14 protein-coding genes are annotated in these 14916 nt (G+C 68.3%); 8 read left to right on the plus strand and 6 right to left on the minus strand.

Features of this window, described 5'->3' with window-relative positions:
- The first annotated feature begins 43 nt into the window (after window positions 1-43).
- From ACLIME_RS14505 to ACLIME_RS14520, 4 genes are all read left to right on the plus strand, one after another.
- A complete protein-coding gene (locus tag ACLIME_RS14505; protein ID WP_124767901.1) occupies window positions 44-502 on the plus strand; it encodes a MarR family winged helix-turn-helix transcriptional regulator in 459 nt (152 codons plus the stop codon).
- Window positions 503-659: 157 nt separating this feature from the next.
- A complete protein-coding gene (locus tag ACLIME_RS14510) occupies window positions 660-1625 on the plus strand; it encodes a DMT family transporter (protein WP_159876659.1) in 966 nt (321 codons plus the stop codon).
- 58 nt (window positions 1626-1683) lie between these two features.
- A complete protein-coding gene (locus tag ACLIME_RS14515) occupies window positions 1684-2484 on the plus strand; it encodes a carbon-nitrogen hydrolase family protein (protein ID WP_138945810.1) in 801 nt (266 codons plus the stop codon).
- The gene (locus ACLIME_RS14520) at window positions 2481-3809 is read left to right on the plus strand and encodes a M20/M25/M40 family metallo-hydrolase (protein ID WP_411557340.1); all 1329 of its coding nucleotides are present in this window, start codon (window positions 2481-2483) and stop codon (window positions 3807-3809) included. Before ACLIME_RS14515 ends, ACLIME_RS14520 begins: the two co-directional genes overlap by 4 nt.
- Window positions 3810-4066: 257 nt before the next feature.
- On the opposite strand, the gene ACLIME_RS14525 is transcribed toward ACLIME_RS14520, so the two are convergent.
- A complete protein-coding gene (locus tag ACLIME_RS14525) occupies window positions 4067-4774 on the minus strand; it encodes an NUDIX domain-containing protein (RefSeq protein ID WP_411557341.1) in 708 nt (235 codons plus the stop codon).
- A 189-nt stretch (window positions 4775-4963) separates the two neighbouring features.
- Between ACLIME_RS14525 and ACLIME_RS14530 the strand changes: the two genes are divergently transcribed.
- Complete coding sequence (locus tag ACLIME_RS14530; RefSeq protein WP_411557342.1) at window positions 4964-6394, plus strand: glycoside hydrolase family 30 protein; 1431 nt, start codon at window positions 4964-4966, stop codon at window positions 6392-6394.
- Window positions 6395-6477: 83 nt separating this feature from the next.
- On the plus strand, window positions 6478-7047 hold the full coding sequence (locus ACLIME_RS14535; protein ID WP_411557343.1) for a dihydrofolate reductase family protein: 570 nt from the start codon (window positions 6478-6480) through the stop codon (window positions 7045-7047).
- A 91-nt stretch (window positions 7048-7138) separates the two neighbouring features.
- On the opposite strand, the gene ACLIME_RS14540 is transcribed toward ACLIME_RS14535, so the two are convergent.
- Genes ACLIME_RS14540 through ACLIME_RS14550 form a run of 3 tightly spaced genes read right to left on the minus strand, consistent with a single transcriptional unit; the run spans window position 7139 to window position 9731 of the window.
- Window positions 7139-8311, minus strand: coding sequence for an acetyl-CoA C-acyltransferase (locus ACLIME_RS14540; RefSeq protein WP_411557344.1), 1173 nt, complete (start codon window positions 8309-8311; stop codon window positions 7139-7141).
- Entirely contained in the window at window positions 8308-9000 is a 693-nt protein-coding gene (locus tag ACLIME_RS14545; protein ID WP_411557345.1) for a 3-oxoacid CoA-transferase subunit B, read from the minus strand. Before ACLIME_RS14545 ends, ACLIME_RS14540 begins: the two co-directional genes overlap by 4 nt.
- A gap of 5 nt (window positions 9001-9005) precedes the next feature.
- On the minus strand, window positions 9006-9731 hold the full coding sequence (locus ACLIME_RS14550) for a CoA transferase subunit A (RefSeq protein WP_085511404.1): 726 nt from the start codon (window positions 9729-9731) through the stop codon (window positions 9006-9008).
- Between the two features lie 160 nt (window positions 9732-9891).
- Here ACLIME_RS14550 and ACLIME_RS14555 point away from each other — a divergent pair, with 160 nt between their 5' ends.
- The gene (locus tag ACLIME_RS14555) at window positions 9892-10677 is read left to right on the plus strand and encodes an IclR family transcriptional regulator (RefSeq protein ID WP_411557346.1); all 786 of its coding nucleotides are present in this window, start codon (window positions 9892-9894) and stop codon (window positions 10675-10677) included.
- Between the two features lie 155 nt (window positions 10678-10832).
- Here ACLIME_RS14555 and ACLIME_RS14560 read toward each other — a convergent pair whose 3' ends face one another.
- Window positions 10833-11702: an aldo/keto reductase gene (locus ACLIME_RS14560; RefSeq protein WP_411557347.1), complete on the minus strand. Its 870-nt coding sequence runs from the start codon at window positions 11700-11702 to the stop codon at window positions 10833-10835.
- Between the two features lie 350 nt (window positions 11703-12052).
- Between ACLIME_RS14560 and ACLIME_RS14565 the strand changes: the two genes are divergently transcribed.
- Window positions 12053-13879: a DUF6119 family protein gene (locus ACLIME_RS14565; protein WP_411557348.1), complete on the plus strand. Its 1827-nt coding sequence runs from the start codon at window positions 12053-12055 to the stop codon at window positions 13877-13879.
- Between the two features lie 132 nt (window positions 13880-14011).
- Here the strand turns inward: ACLIME_RS14565 and ACLIME_RS14570 are convergent, their stop codons facing one another.
- Entirely contained in the window at window positions 14012-14902 is an 891-nt protein-coding gene (locus ACLIME_RS14570) for a LysR family transcriptional regulator (RefSeq protein WP_411557349.1), read from the minus strand.
- Between the last annotated feature and the right edge of the window lie 14 nt (window positions 14903-14916).

Consider the following 14916-nt stretch of genomic DNA (forward strand, 5'->3'; position numbering starts at 1 on the left):
GCGTCTGCAATCAATTGATCGATGTTCGAACCGAGGAGTCCCGATGGGCATCGCCGACGACGCTGTTGAGATCCGCGCGCAGGGGTGGCGGACGCTCGCCGCCCTCTACGGATCGATCGAGTCCGATCTGGAACGCGCGCTGCAGACCGAGGCCCGGCTCTCCGTGGTCGAGTACACCGTGCTCGACGCCCTGGGGCGCCAGGACGGCTGGCACATGCGCATGCAGCAGCTCGCCCGCGCGACGGCCCTGTCGCCGAGCGCGACCACCCGGCTCGTCAACCGCCTCGAGGACCGCGCGCTCCTCACCCGCGTGCTGTGCGCCGACGACCGACGAGGGGTCTACACCGAGCTCACGGCGGCCGGGAAGGCGCTGCTCGAGGAGGCCCGACCGGTGCACGATCGCGCCCTCGAGGAGTCGCTCACCACCGCGGAGTCGCTCCCGGAACTCGCACCGCTCGTGGAGGCGATCCACCGGCTGGAGCCCGTCGCCACCATCGCTTGACCGACCGGACCGTTCTCAGGAGAACTCCGGCGCGTCGCCCGGGGAGCAGGGCGGCGTGCCGGAGGAGTCCTGAGACAAGGACGTCCGCGTCGCAGAACGGTGCACGCGCGCGTCGGTGGGTGATGCCATGCTGAGTCGTCCGACTCGAGGGAGCACGATGAGCACCGCAGCACCGAACACCCGTGTCACCGCGCTCGTCGCACCAGGGTCCCGCAGGGTGCTGGGCGCCTATCTCGGCGCCGCGCTCATCTGGGGTGCCAGCTTCCTCTTCATGAAGACCGGCCTGACCGGGCTCGCTCCGGCGCAGGTCGCCCTGTCCCGCGTGGTGCTCGGTGCCCTGACGCTCTGCATCATCATGCTCGTCACCCGACGCCGCTGGCCGCGAGAGCGTCGGCTCTGGGCGCACCTCGCCGTCGTCTCCGTCTTCCTCTGCGTCGCCCCGTTCCTCCTGTTCTCCTGGGCGGGACAGTTCCTGCCGTCCGGCCTGTCGAGCATCCTCAACGCGACCACGCCGATCATGACGCTCGCCGTCGGCGCCGTGTTCCTCCCGAAGGAACGGCTGAACGGCCTGCAGGTGTTCGGCATCTTCGTCGGCGCCCTCGGCGTCGCGATCGTCGTCGGCCCCTGGCGCGTCCTGGCCGACCCGGCGATCCTCGAGTCCATCCCGGCTCAGCTCGCCTGCCTCGGCGCGACCCTCTGCTACGGCATCGCCTTCGTCTACCTCCGGAAGTTCGTCCTCGGCACCCACAGCTACGACGCGGTCGTCATCTCCGCCGTGGAGATCTCGCTCGCCGCCGTCATCATGCTCGTGCTCTCGCCGTTCATCGCGATGCAGCCGGTGTCGCTCGACGCCCCGGTCGTCCTCAGCATGCTCGCCCTGGGAGCACTCGGTACCGGCGTCGCCTACATCTGGATGACGACGATCGTCGACTCCTGGGGCCCGACGGCGGCGTCGACCGTCACCTACCTCACGCCCCTGGTCGGTGTCGTCCTCGGCATCCTCGTGCTCGGTGAGATCCTGCACTGGAACGAGCCGGTCGGCGGCGTGATCGTCGTGCTCGGCATCCTCGTGAGCCAGGGCCGGCTCCGGCTCCGGCGGCGCACGCCCCCACTCTCGGCATAGGGTGGCTGGACGGCCGCGCGCTGACGGTCGCGGCCCTTCCCACGGAACGAGGTTTCACATGCGCATCGCATCCGGGCAGTTCTCCGCCGGAACGGACATCGACGAGAACCTCGCCAGCGTGGTCGCCCTGCTCGGTGAGGCCGCGGCGGGAGGTGCCGAGCTGCTCGTGCTGCCCGAGATGAGCAGCTACGCCACCTCAGAACCGCCGAGCGCGCTCGCCGCGATCGCTCAGCCACTCGACGGCCCTTTCATCACGGGCGTCGCCGCCGCAGCCGCTGCGCGCTCCCTCCCGACGGTCGTCGGCACCATCGAGGAGAACCCCGGCGGGTTGCCCTACAACACGCTCGTGGCGATCGACGCCGAGGGGGACATCACCGCGACGTACCGGAAGGTGCACCTCTACGACGCCTTCGGGTACGCCGAGAGCGACGGCATCTCGGCCGGGGAGCTCACCGAACCGTTCGTCCTCGAGCTCGGCGACCTCCGCATCGGTGCCTTCACCTGTTACGACCTCCGCTTCCCGGAGAGCGCGCGGCGACTCATCGACGCCGGCGCCAACGTCATCCTGCTGCCCGCGATGTGGATCGTCGGCCCCGGCAAGGAGGACGCCTGGACGACCCTCGTGCGCGCCCGGGCGATCGAGAACACCGCCTACGTCGTGAGCGCCAACCAGACCGGCCCGCTCGCCACCGGGAACTCGATCATCGTCGACCCCGCCGGCGTCGTCATCGCCGCCGCCGGCGAGGCGCCCGGGGTGGTCTTCGCCGAGCTCGATCCTGCGCGACTCGACGCCGTCCGTGCGCGGGTGCCCTCGCTCGCCAACCGCCGGTTCACCGTGGTCCCGCGGACCGCCGAATGAGCGTGGGCGAGCGCGTGAGCGACCCGGTCGGTCTCCCGGAGGTCGTCTCCATCACGCGCGACCTCATCCGGATCGACACCTCGAACTACGGCGGCGGGCGTGCCGTCGGCGAGTCCCGCGCGGCCGACCTCGTCGAACGCCTGCTCGACGAGGTCGGGATCGTGTGCGAGCGCTTCGAGGCCGAGCCCGGCAGGACGAACCTCGTCGCGCGGTGGCCAGGTCGCGACCGCACCCTGCCCGGCCTCCTGCTGCACGGGCACCTCGACGTCGTCCCGGTCGACGCGGCAGCATGGACGGTCGACCCGTTCGGTGGCGAGATCGCCGACGGCATGCTGTGGGGCCGCGGTGCCGTCGACATGAAGAACATGGTGGCGATGATCGTCGCGTCGGTCCGGCGCATGGTGACGGCGGGGGAGCAGCCCGAGCGAGACGTCGTCCTGGCGTTCTTCGCCGATGAGGAGGCCGGGTGCGTCCTCGGCTCGCACTGGATGGTGGAGCACCACCCGGAGCAGTTCGCCGGCGTCCGCGACGCGATCAGCGAGGGCGGCGGGTACAGCGTCACCCTCGGCGAACGAGCCGACACCCGCGCCTACCTGCTCAACACCGGCGAGAAGGGCGTGCTCTGGTTGCGACTGACCGCCCACGGTGCCGCCGGTCACGCCTCGCTCGCGAGTCAGGATTCGGCGATCGTCAAGCTCGCCGCCGCGGTCGGCCGGATCGGCGCGCTCGACTGGCCGGTGTCGTTCACCGAGACCACGACGCACCTGTTCCAGCGGCTGCGTGAACTGACCGGAGCGTCCTCCGAGCTGTCGCCGTTCGAACTCGCCGCGCTCGTCGGCCCGAGTGCGTCGCGGCTGCGCGCCGGCCTGCAGAACGTGGCGAACGTCACCATGATCTCCGGCGGGTACAAGGAGAACGTGATCCCCGAGTCCGCGACCGCGACGGTCGACGCCCGGTTCCTGCCCGGCCAGCGGGACGAGGTCATCGCGCGCATCCGCGAGGCGGCGGGTGAGGGGGTCGACGTCGAGGTCCAGCTGGAGCTCATCGCGATGGAGTCGCCGAACGACGGTGAGCTCGTCTCGGTGATCGAAGCGGTCATCGAGCGGCACGATCCCGGTGCGACCGTGCTCCCGCACCTCATCCCCGGCGGCACCGACGCGAAGGCGCTCAGCCGGCTCGGCATCACGGGGTACGGGTTCATCCCGCTCCGGCTGCCGGCGGACTTCGACTTCCCCGGGATGTTCCACGGTGTCGACGAACGCGTGCCACTCGACGCGCTCGACTTCGGCTGCGCGGTGCTCACGGACATCATCCGCTCGGCCTGAGCTGACGCATGCCGGTCCCTGAGCCTGTCGAAGGGCGGTGGCGGGCTCGGTCGGGGCACCCTTCGACGAGCTCAGGGACCGGCGCTTCGCTCAGGGACCTGCGCTTCGCTCAGGGACCTGCGCTTCGCTCAGGGACCGGCGCTTCGCTCAGGGACCGGGGGGGGGGGGGCAGACCGGTGTTCGGGTTCGCCGATCGGCCACCCGGAGTCGGTGGCACGGTGTTCTGGCGAGCTCGGAGTCCGGGAGTCTCCGCGGTACTAGCGTGCGGGCGGAACAGGCGTCGGTGCCGTCGCGAACGGGCCGGAGAGCCTCGCCCACTGCAGCAGCATGATGGTCTTCGCGTCGATGATGTCGTCGCCGATGCGCGCGATCGCGTCGTCGATGTCGAGTTCGAGGAGTTCGATCTCCTCGCCCTCCTCGGCGAGCCCGCCCCAGTCGCCGCGACGCGCAGCGGGGTCGTACTCGGCCGCGTAGAAGTGCAGGCGCTCGGTCACGGAGCCGGGGCTCATGAAGGCGTCGAACACATGCTGGACGGCCTCGACCGCGAACCCGGTCTCCTCGCGGGCCTCACGGGCGACCGCCGTCTCAGGATCGTCGTCGTCGAGTAGGCCGGCGGCGGTCTCGATGAGCTCGCCGGTCGGGTGTCCGTTGACGTACGCCGGGTAGCGGAACTGCCTGGTGAGCAGGACCTTCCGGGAGTCACCGTGGTAGAGCAGGATGGTCGCGCCGTTGCCGCGGTCGTAGGTCTCGCGCTGCTGCGTCGACCATGCGCCTGAGCGGTCCTGGACCCGCAGCGTCGTCCGGCGGAGGACGTGCCAGGCGGCGGCGACCAGTTCCACGTCGGTCACCTGGACGCGCGGGTTGCCGGTGAGGTCGAGACCGGTCCGGTGCAGGCCGGTGCGCCCGCGGGCGTCGGGGAGGTCTCCTCCGGGTTGCGGCTCCCGGACCGTCGTGGAATCGGCCATCCATCGAGTGTACGACCGCCCGCGAACGGCATACCAGCGGGGTGTCCCGTGTGCGCCGCTCGGGTGAGCCCTGCTGTGCGCCGCGTCCGATGGTGAATGACGACTGCTCTTCGGTTTTCGCGGGTTCTGCAACATACTGGTGGGAGCACCGGTCGCGGTCCACGGAGGACCCCCGTCGAAAGGCACTCGATGACGAGCAGCAGTCCCGCCACCAGCGGCCCCGCCACCAGCGGAGGCACCACGCCTTCAGCGCGGTCGGTCACCTGGGTCGTGACCACCCAGGACGCACCCTGGCAGGAGCAGGAGCCGCTCGGGTTCGGACGACTCGCGGGGATGCAGAACGTCATGGTCGACGTGATGAACCCCCGGCAGACCGTCGACGGCATCGGCGGGTGCTTCAACGAACTCGGCTGGACGGCGCTCGGGCTCCTGTCCGAGGAGGACCGCGAGGGCATCCTTGCCGACCTCTTCACGCCGGGCGCTGGACTGAACCTCTCGCTCTGCCGCATGCCCGTCGGCGCCAACGACTTCTCCACCGACTGGTACTCCTACGACGAGGTCGACGGCGACTTCGACCTCGAGCACTTCAGCATCGACCACGACCGCGCGACGCTCGTCCCCTTCATCCAGGCGGCGCAGCGGTACCGGGGCGACCTGCGTCTCTGGGCGTCGCCGTGGAGCCCGCCCACCTGGATGAAGACGAACGGGCACTACGCGGCTGCACGCCCCTGGGCGGGATCGGACGTCGACAACGGCATCCGTGACGACCAGCTGGGCTCCGAGGGGACCGATCTGTTCATCCTCGAAGACCGCTACCTCGAGACCTACGCCCGGTACTTCGCCCGCTTCGTCGAGGCCTACGGCGAGGAGGGCATCCGCGTCGAGATGGTCATGCCGCAGAACGAGTTCAATTCGGCGCAGGTGTTCCCGAGCTGCGTGTGGACGGCCGAGGGGCTCGCGCGGTTCATCGCCGTCATCGGCCCGGAGATGGACCGTCTCGGAGTGCGGGTCTTCCTCGGCACGCAGGAGCGGCCTCACGACGCGCAGATCGAGACCGTGCTCCGGGATCCGGCGGCCGGCCCGTGGGTCGCCGGAGTCGGATTCCAGTGGGCAGGCAAGGGCGCGATCGCCGCCGTGCATCACGCCCACCCCGACCTCGCGCTCTACCAGACCGAGCAGGAGTGCGGCGACGGACGGAACGACTGGCGCTTCGTGCGGCACACCTGGGGACTCATGCGCCACTTCTTCACACACGGTGCGCAGGCCTACACGTACTGGAACCTCGCGCTCACCGAGGGCGGGGTCAGTCGCTGGGGCTGGGCGCAGAACTCGCTCGTCGTCGTGGACCCCGAGACCCGGACCTTCCGATACACCCACGAGTACTTCCTCATGCGGCACCTGGGGCACTTCCTGCAACCGGGGGCACAGCGGCTCGCGACGATGAGCTGGACCGGGCACGAGAACCTGCTCGCCTTCCGCAACCCGGACGGCGGCGTCGTGCTCGTGATGCAGAACGACCTCGGCGAACCGCTCCCCGTGCAGATCGTGGTGGGCGACGACGTCATCACGCCGACCCTGCCGGCAGACTCCTTCGCGACGCTCGTCATCCCGCCCGCCTGACCGTCGGTGCCGGAGCCACCCCTTGTGGGCGGTCGCCTCTGCGGCCTAGCCTCTCGCGTACCGGCACTGGCGACGGAGGACACATGGGCAGGCTCATCTACTCGGCGATCAGCTCGCTCGACGGCTACCTCGCCGATGAGGAGGGCCGCTTCGACTGGAGCGCCCCGGACGCCGAGGTGCACGCCTTCGTGAACGAGCTCTCCCGGCCGATCGGCACCTACCTGTTCGGCCGGCGGATGTACGAGATCATGACGTTCTGGGAGACGGCGGACGAGCTGCCGGACGAGCCCCGCGAGATCGCGGACTTCGCGGCTCTGTGGCTCGCTGCCGACAAGGTCGTGTACTCGACGTCGCTCGACGCGGTCTCGACGGCCCGGACGACGCTCGAGCGATCGTTCGATCCGGAGGCCGTGCGCCGGTGGAAGGCGGAATCGGACCGAGACCTCAGCGTCGGCGGCCCACACCTCGCAGCCGAGGCGATCGCCGCGGGGATCGTCGACGAGGTGCAGTTGTTCCTCTCGCCGGTGATCGTCGGCGGCGGCTTGCGTGCGCTGCCGGCCAACCTCCGGCGACGCCTGGAACTCGTCGACGAGCGTCGCTTCGAGGCCGGCGTCGTCCACCTCCGCTACACCGTCACCGGCGAGCCCGTCTGAGTCGGCAGCGCGGCCAGCTCGTCTCGCGCACAACTCCTGCTCCTCCGAGGCGGGGATCGGTGCCGAGCGTCAAGCAGGAGTTACGGACGGGTCAGACGGCCTCGAGGATGATCGCGGAGCCCTGGCCGCCGCCACCGCAGATGCCGGCTGCACCGATCGAACCTGAGCCGGCGGCGGCGAGGCGCCGGGCGAGGTGCCCGACGATCCGGGTGCCGGAGGCGCCGATCGGGTGACCGAGGGCGATCGCGCCGCCGTTCGTGTTGACGATCGCAGGATCGACCCCGAGTTCGTCGGTCGAGTGGACCGACACGGCGGCGAACGCCTCGTTGATCTCGACCGCTGCGAGGTCGCCCGTCGTGTGGGAGGTCTTCGCGAGGGCGGCGACGATCGCGTTCGACGGCTGGGCGTGCAGGCTCACATCGGGTCCGGCGACGAGCGCGTGCGCGACGACCCGGGCGATCGGGGTGAGTCCCCGGGCTGCAGCCGCCTCCTCGCTCATGAGCACGACCGCGGCCGCTCCGTCGGTGATCTGGGAGGAGTTGCCCGCGGTGATCGTCCCCTCGCCGCCGAACGCGGGACGCAGCCCGGCCAGCGACTCGGCGGTGGTGTCGGCGCGGAGTCCGTCGTCGGCGCTCACGACCGTCGGACCCTTGCGCCCCGGCACGGAGAAGGGTTCGATCTCCTCGGCCTGGACGTCCGCAGCTGCCGCGAGCCGCTGGTGCGAGCCGGCCGCCCAGGCGTCCTGCTCCGGGCGTGCGATGCCGAGTGAGCCGTTGCGCTCCTCGGTGGACGAACCCATCGACCGGTGCTCGAACGCATCGGTCAGGCCGTCGTGATCGAGGGTGTCGACGAGCTCGATGGCGCCGTAGCGCTTGCCGGCGCGCGAGCCCGACCAGGCGTGCGGGGCGAGGCTCATCGACTCCTGGCCGAGCGCGACGACGACGTCGACTTCGCCGGCGTCGATGAGACGCGTGCCGGTGACGATCGCCTCCATTCCGGAGAGGCACACGGCGTTGACGGTGATGGCGGGGACGGTGAAGGGGATGTCGGCCCCGACGGCGGACTGCCGGGCGGGGTTCTGTCCGGCGGCGCCCTGCAGCACCTGGCCGGCGATGACCTGCTGCACGTCGGCGGCGTCGACCCCCGCCCGGGACAGGGCCGCGCGGATGGCGTGGGCGCCGAGCTCCGTGGCCGGCACGGACGCGAACGCCCCGTTGAACTTCACGAACGGGGTGCGGGCGTACCCGACGATGACGGTGCTCATGCGTGTGCCTCCTGAGGCGTGGCGGGTGCGGTCGGCACCTCGCCGGTGGTGGTGGGGTCGAGTTCGACGGAGAACTCCGCGCCTGTCAGGGTGCGCAGCTCGGCGACGCTCGTGTCGGGCGCGACGGCCCGCAGGACGAGCGCCCCCTCGACGATATCGAAGACGGCGCGGTCGCTGATGATCCGGTCGACGACACCGACACCGGTGAGTGGGAGATCGCACCGCTCGACGATCTTCGGGCTGCCGTCCTTCGCGACGTGCTCGGTGACGACCACCACCCGCGGGGTCCCGGCGACGAGGTCCATCGCGCCGCCCATCCCCTTGACGAGCTTGCCCGGGATCGTCCAGTTCGCGAGGTCGCCCGCACCCGAGACCTGGAGTGCGCCGAGGATGGCCAGCTGCACGTGGCCGCCGCGGATCATGCCGAACGACATCGCCGAGTCGAAGTAGCTCCCGCCCTCGAGGAGCGTGACCGTCTGCTTCCCGGCGTTGATGAGGTCGGCGTCCTCCTCGCCCTCGATCGGGAACGGACCCATGCCGAGGAGGCCGTTCTCGCTCTGGAGGGTCACGTGCACCCCCGGCGGGACGTGGTTCGCGACGAGCGTGGGGATGCCGATGCCGAGGTTCACGTACTCGCCGTCGCGGAGTTCGGTCGCCGCGATCGCGGCCATGTCGTCTCTCGTCCACATGATGATCAGGCTCCTGCCGGTGTCGTGGTGGCGGCCGCCGGACGGACGGTGCGCTGTTCGATGTCCTTCACCCGCGGCGTCGCCGTGACGAGGCGCTGGACGAAGATGCCGGGGGTGACGACGGTGTTCGGATCGAGGTAGCCGTCCTCGACGACCTCTTCGGCCTCGGCGATCGTCAGCCGGCCGGCGGTCGCGACGATCGGGTTGAAGTTCCGCGCCGTGTGGCGGAAGACGAGGTTGCCCTCGCGGTCGGCGCGGAACGCATGCACGAGGGCCACGTCGGCGACGATGCCGCGCTCGAGGACGTAGGTCTCCCCGTCGAACACCTCCGTCGGCTTGCCCTCCGCGACCGGGGTGCCGACGCCGGTCTTCGTGTAGAACCCGGCGATACCGGCGCCGCCCGCGCGCAGCCGCTCGGCGAGCGTGCCCTGCGGGGTGAACTCGACCTCGAGCTCACCGTCGAGGAACTGCTTGGCGAAGAGCTTGTTCTCGCCCACGTACGACGCGACGACCTTCCGCACCTGTCGGTTCTCGAGGAGGATGCCGAGGCCCTTGCCGTCGACACCCATGTTGTTGGAGACGATCGTGAGGTCGGTGGCGCCCGTGTCCCGGAGGGCCTCGATGAGATCGGTCGGGTTGCCGCTCAGGCCGAACCCGCCGACCGCGATGGTCGCTCCGTCCCGGACGACCTCGTGCAACGCCTCGGCGGCGCTCGACCAGTGTTTCGTCATGTCACTCCCTTGTGGATGGCGGACCGGCCTGCCCACATGGTGGTTCTGGCCGTTCGTCTCTCCTGTAGTCAGTCACAGCGGTCCTGCGGTGTCAAAGGTGGCATCGGGTCCGATCCCGGATTCACTCATGACGTGGTCCGGTCTGCAGCGTAGGCTCACCATGTGGACAAACTGGGGGTACGACGTGGCTGAGGGGATGCGCGGCGCCCAGGTCGTCTCGCGCGTGAGCCGGATCCTGAAGATCGTGTCGGAGCATCCCGGTGGTGCGTCGTCTTCGGCGGTGGCCGCGGCCGCCGGGCTCACCCGGCCGACGGCACACCGCCTGCTCGCCTCGCTCGCCGCCGAGGGCTTCCTCGACCACGACGTCCGCGCCGCCCGGTGGCACCTCGGCCCGGAGCTGTTCCTCCTCGGATCGCTCGCGGCGGAGCGGTACGACGTCGCCGAGCTCGCCCGGGAGAGCGTGCGGATCCTCGCGCACGAGAGCGGCGAGAGCGCGTTTCTGTCTGTGCGCCGCGGCTTCGAGACCGTGTGTCTGCTACGTGAGGAGGGGAGTTTCCCGGTGCGGTCGTTCGTCCTGACCGAGGGTGTCCGCTTCCCGCTGGGGGTCGCGTCGGCGGGGCTGGCGATCCTCGCGTTCTCGAGCGACGAGGAGATCGACGACTGCCTGGGCCGCGTCGACCTCGTCGAGCGGTGGGGTGGGGCCCACGCCGCCGACCGCGTGCGCGAGCGGATCCGCGAGACGCGCGAGCGCGGGTACGCCGTGAACCCGGCGCTCATCCTCGAGGGCAGCTGGGGCATGGGCGCGGCGGTCTTCGATGCGGCGGGGAAGCCCGCCTGGGCGCTCAGTCTCACCGGGATCGAATCCCGGTTCCGGCCTGAGCGCCAGGCGTTCCTCGGTGGCCTGCTGCTGGAGCAGGCGCACGAGCTGTCGAAGCGGCTCCGCTGAGCCGGGTGGTCGGTCCCTGAGCTGCGCTGCACTTCGACAAGCTCAGTGACCGGGTGGCCGCTCCGTGACCGGCGGCGCGGTTCCTGAGCCTGTCGAAGGGCGCACTTTGACAAGCTCAGTGACCGGAAGGAAGCGTCAGTGACCGCGCGTCCGGGCTACTCCGAGACGGCGGACAGCTCCTCGAACTCGTCGTCGGTGAGCTCGATCGTCGCGCCCTGCAGGTTGTCCTCGAGGTGCTCGATGCTCGACGTCCCCGGGATCGGGAGCATGACGGGCGAGCGCTTGAGCAGCCAGGCCAGCGCGAGCTGCGACGGGGTCGCGTCGTGTCGCTCGGCGAGCTGCGTGAGCGGGCCGTCCTCCTTGCTGAGGGCGCCGGTCGCCAGCGGGAACCACGGGATGAAGGCGACGCCGCGCTCGGTCGACCAGTCGAGGAGGTCCTCCGAGGAGCGGTCGGTGAGGTTGTAGAGGTTCTGCACCGACGCGATCGGAGCGATCTTCTGGGCCGCCTCGACCTCGGCGACGCTGACCTGGCTGAGGCCGATGTGCCGGATCTTGCCCTCGTCCTGCAGCTTGCGCAGCTCGCCGATCTGGTCCTCGAACGGCACGGTCGGGTCGATCCGGTGCAACTGCAGGAGGTCGATGCGCTCGACGGCGAGACGGCGGAGACCGAGCTCGACCTGCTGGCGGAGGTAAGCGGGCACGCCGGTGGGCGTCCACTCGCCGGGACCCTGTCGCGTCTGGCCGACCTTCGTCGCGATCACGATGTCGTCGTAGGGGTGCAGCGCTTCGCGGAGGAGGGTGTCGGTGACATCGGGGCCGTAGGCGTCGGCGCTGTCGAAGAAGTTCACGCCGAGCTCGGCGGCGCGCTTGATCAGGCGGATGGCGCCGTCGCGGTCGTCGGGCTCGCCCCAGACGCCCTCGCCGGTCAGCTGCATCGTGCCGTAGCCCAGTCGGTTGACGGTGAGGTCGCCGCCGAGCTGGAAGGTGCCGGCGGCGGTTGCGGGGCGGGTGGTGGTGTCGGTCATGCGGGTGCTCCTTCGGAGGAATGCGGAAATTCCACCCAAGCACCGGCGGCTGGGAGGTGCACCCCCCTTGCGCGTTCGTCCAGGCACATCCTCGGGCTCAGCGGCCGTATTTTCCCAACAGGTGGGTTGCTTGCCGAGCGATCTGCGGCTGCTGGGGATAATTTTCAGCCGCGCTCTCTAAGGGCTTCCTGCGAGAGCTGGAGCTCCTCTTGGAATGCATAGAGAGGCCCGCGTTCATCGGTATTGATGGCCATGGATCAGGCGAAGCAGATCCCAGATCTCGGAACCCAGTGAATGCAAGCCGCGGCCTCAAGGCGCCCCGAGGACCCGAGTCCCTTTATAGAACTGTGGTGATCCTGAGCCCATCTTTCGGAAAAACTGAGAGTAAGTCGGCAACCTTGGCTAATCAAAAGCCCTGGGGGGCTCGTCAGGAGGCGGCAATGGTAGCGAAATCTGGAATCGCGGTTCCGATCTACAGGATCGATATCGACGGAGTGCTCGAGAGCTTTCCCGGGGACGTGAACCTAGAGGACATCCCGGCTCTCCTCGTGCAAGCGTACAATAACGAGAAGTCAGCCCTCGTGTACCAATCGCAAGGGCGCGCGGTGATCGATGGTCACTTCATCGAACTCTTCCACAACGTAAAATCCCAGCCACACACGAGTTCGTGGGTCAAGTTTTTCGAGGGTTCCGGGGTCGAGCTTCCCGAAATCGAGAGTCAGTTTCAGCATCTTCTTTGCTTCATCGTTATCGAGGACGAGCTCTACGCGTTCACCGCAGGACAAGCTGCAGTGGTATTCGAGAGATATGTCGATATCGCCTTTCCGCTGGATGTCGGACGCCGGGTGGCTCGCCCAGAGATTCGTTCCGCCAGGGCAAATCAGATCACAGGTCGCACGCTCGTGAGTGATCAGCACTTCCGAGACCCTCGTAGAATCATGTTGTCGGAGTCGCTAGACACGGTCTGGAGTTCACTCAGTGGCGATGTGCGGAACGAGTGGCTAGCCGACCCTGAGTTGCAGAACATATTTGGTGCAAAAAAGAAGATGCGCATCAGTGTCACCGGTGCTATTCGGCTAGGCCCGAAGATCGAATCGCTCGAAAAAATGGTCGCTCTCGTCACGTGGCTAGGCACGATAGTAGATCAACCACTTCCTGTCGATGACGCCTGGAGTGCGTTGGATTCGATCAAGGCTCTTAATCCTCGGAAGCAGAAGCGACTGATCGCACGACTTCGTGCGGCACTCGCTCGTCAGATCTTCGTCGACAGGAATACCGACGAACTGGCGCTCACTCACCCCGACGTGTCGTTTTACACTAGCGCCACGGATTACATGGCTACGTTGGACGGCGAGGTACTCTTTGAAGTCGACGTGGAGCCGACGCTCCGAGAGATTGTGGACGCAGCCGGGGTGGGGAGCGAAGGTGCGGAGAGTGCTCTTGAGTCAATCGTCATCACTAGCGTGAACGCGGACTTCGGGGATGCATTCGCGACGAAGGGTAGCCTCCTTGCTCACACCCACGGCGAGCTGCGCGTCGACGGGAAGACTTACTTTTTGCTCGCCGGTCGGTGGTACGAGGTGGACGCGAGTTTCATCGACAGTATCAAGCGTGAATTTATCGAGCTTGCGGGTACCTTGGAGATGGATCGCGAGGATATCGGGCTCGAGGCGTGGCGCACTGAGGATGCGGAGGGCGTGTACAATATGGGATCAATATCCCATGACTCGTCGATCAATGGCGATACCGTTTTGACAGACAATATCGAGTTGTTCGATACGTTGTCTTATGCCGCCGACGACCGGCTGCATATCCTGCATGTCAAACGGGGATTCAATGTAAAGATACGCGATGTTCGATCGCAACTTGTTGCATCAGCGCAGCTTATCGAGAATGATCTACGCACTGGTGGAGCGAAACTTCGGAGTCACTTCGAGCAGCTGCGGTCGAAAGGCCGCACCTCGCTGTCTGAAGACGAATTTATGGAGCTCTTCGAGCGGCCTCGAGTCTACGGTTTGTGTTACGCATCCGAAAGGAAGATTTCGCCGCAGACGGCTAGTACTTTCAGATCTAGTGTTGCAAAGATGGAGTTGGTCTCGCTGAATGGTCAGTTTCGGCAGTTGAGCTCAAATGATTCAGCCGCGTCCCTTAGGTTGATTTGGATTCCGATTGTTTGATCCTGGACACCGCGCCTAGTTGCCACGGAATTGCTTTGATGGTCTGGATAGTGAGGCTGCTGAGTCCGCAGGTTGAGGAATCGTGGTTGGCTATGCTCCGCTAGCTGAGATCTGATGGAATGCAATCTCCAGCTATGCCGCCGCGTCCTCGAGGGCGGCGCGGAAGGCGACGATCGCCGGGCGGGTGACGCCGGCCTCGCGCGCGGAGGTGAAGATGGTGCGCCGCGGGAGGTCGGGCAGGTCGACGAGGCGACAACTGGCCGGCTCGCCCGCCCACTGGAGGTCGGGGATGAGGGCGACCGCGTTGCCGGACTCGATCAACCGGATCTGCGCCTGGAGGTCGGCGGTCTGGTAGCGGACGTCGGGCTCGAACCCCGCACGGCGACACAACTGCTCGGCGAAATGCCGTGACGCCGCTCCGTGCGGCTCCATCACCCAGGGGAGGTCGGCCGCGTCCTCGATGCGCAGGACCGGGTGGATCTCGTTCGCGACCGGCGGGCACGCGAGTCGGATCGGGTCGGTGGCGAGCTGACGACGGTCGAGTCCTGGATGCCGCGGGGCGGCGTGGGCGGGGTACTGCTCCGCGACGACGACGTCGAAGTCGCGCGCCCAGGTCTCGGCCAGTGCCGTCTCCGGCTCGTGTTGCACCATCTCGACGCGGACGTCCGGGTGGTCGCGGCGCATGGCGCTCAGGGCCGCCGGCATGAGCGCGAGCGCCGCCGACTGGAAGACCGCGACGCGGATGGTGCCCGACACGGTCGTGAGGGACGCCCCGAGGTCGGCTTCGGCCCGTTCGAGGGTGTCGAGGAGTGCGTCCGTGTGCCCCACGAGGATCTCGGCCTGCGGGGTGAGCTGCACCCGTCGACCGACCTTCCGCAGGAGCTCGACGCCGGTCTCCTGCTCGAGGACGGAGAGCTGCTGCGACACCGAGGAGGGGCTGAAGTTGAGGGCGGAAGCGACCTCGGCGATCGTCCCGCGGATCTTGAGTTCGCGCAGGAGGCGGAGCCGTCGGACGTCCAGCACGGTGCCCTCCAAAA

This window comes from Plantibacter sp. MPB07, assembly GCF_046619465.1.
Classification (GTDB): domain Bacteria; phylum Actinomycetota; class Actinomycetes; order Actinomycetales; family Microbacteriaceae; genus Plantibacter; species Plantibacter auratus.

Excerpts from the sequence above, each read along its gene's own strand:
- ACLIME_RS14530 (WP_411557342.1), top strand. The coding sequence starts at position 4,964 with ATGACGAGCAGCAGTCCCGCCACCAGCGGCCCCGCCACCAGCGGAGGC.
- ACLIME_RS14545 (WP_411557345.1), bottom strand. The coding sequence starts at position 9,000 with ATGTGGACGAGAGACGACATGGCCGCGATCGCGGCGACCGAACTCCGC.
- ACLIME_RS14535 (WP_411557343.1), top strand. The coding sequence starts at position 6,478 with ATGGGCAGGCTCATCTACTCGGCGATCAGCTCGCTCGACGGCTACCTC.
- ACLIME_RS14520 (WP_411557340.1), top strand. The coding sequence starts at position 2,481 with ATGAGCGTGGGCGAGCGCGTGAGCGACCCGGTCGGTCTCCCGGAGGTC.
- ACLIME_RS14560 (WP_411557347.1), bottom strand. The coding sequence starts at position 11,702 with ATGACCGACACCACCACCCGCCCCGCAACCGCCGCCGGCACCTTCCAG.
- ACLIME_RS14510 (WP_159876659.1), top strand. The coding sequence starts at position 660 with ATGAGCACCGCAGCACCGAACACCCGTGTCACCGCGCTCGTCGCACCA.
- ACLIME_RS14505 (WP_124767901.1), top strand. The coding sequence starts at position 44 with ATGGGCATCGCCGACGACGCTGTTGAGATCCGCGCGCAGGGGTGGCGG.
- ACLIME_RS14555 (WP_411557346.1), top strand. The coding sequence starts at position 9,892 with ATGTGGACAAACTGGGGGTACGACGTGGCTGAGGGGATGCGCGGCGCC.
- ACLIME_RS14525 (WP_411557341.1), bottom strand. The coding sequence starts at position 4,774 with ATGGCCGATTCCACGACGGTCCGGGAGCCGCAACCCGGAGGAGACCTC.
- ACLIME_RS14515 (WP_138945810.1), top strand. The coding sequence starts at position 1,684 with ATGCGCATCGCATCCGGGCAGTTCTCCGCCGGAACGGACATCGACGAG.
- ACLIME_RS14540 (WP_411557344.1), bottom strand. The coding sequence starts at position 8,311 with ATGAGCACCGTCATCGTCGGGTACGCCCGCACCCCGTTCGTGAAGTTC.
- ACLIME_RS14550 (WP_085511404.1), bottom strand. The coding sequence starts at position 9,731 with ATGACGAAACACTGGTCGAGCGCCGCCGAGGCGTTGCACGAGGTCGTC.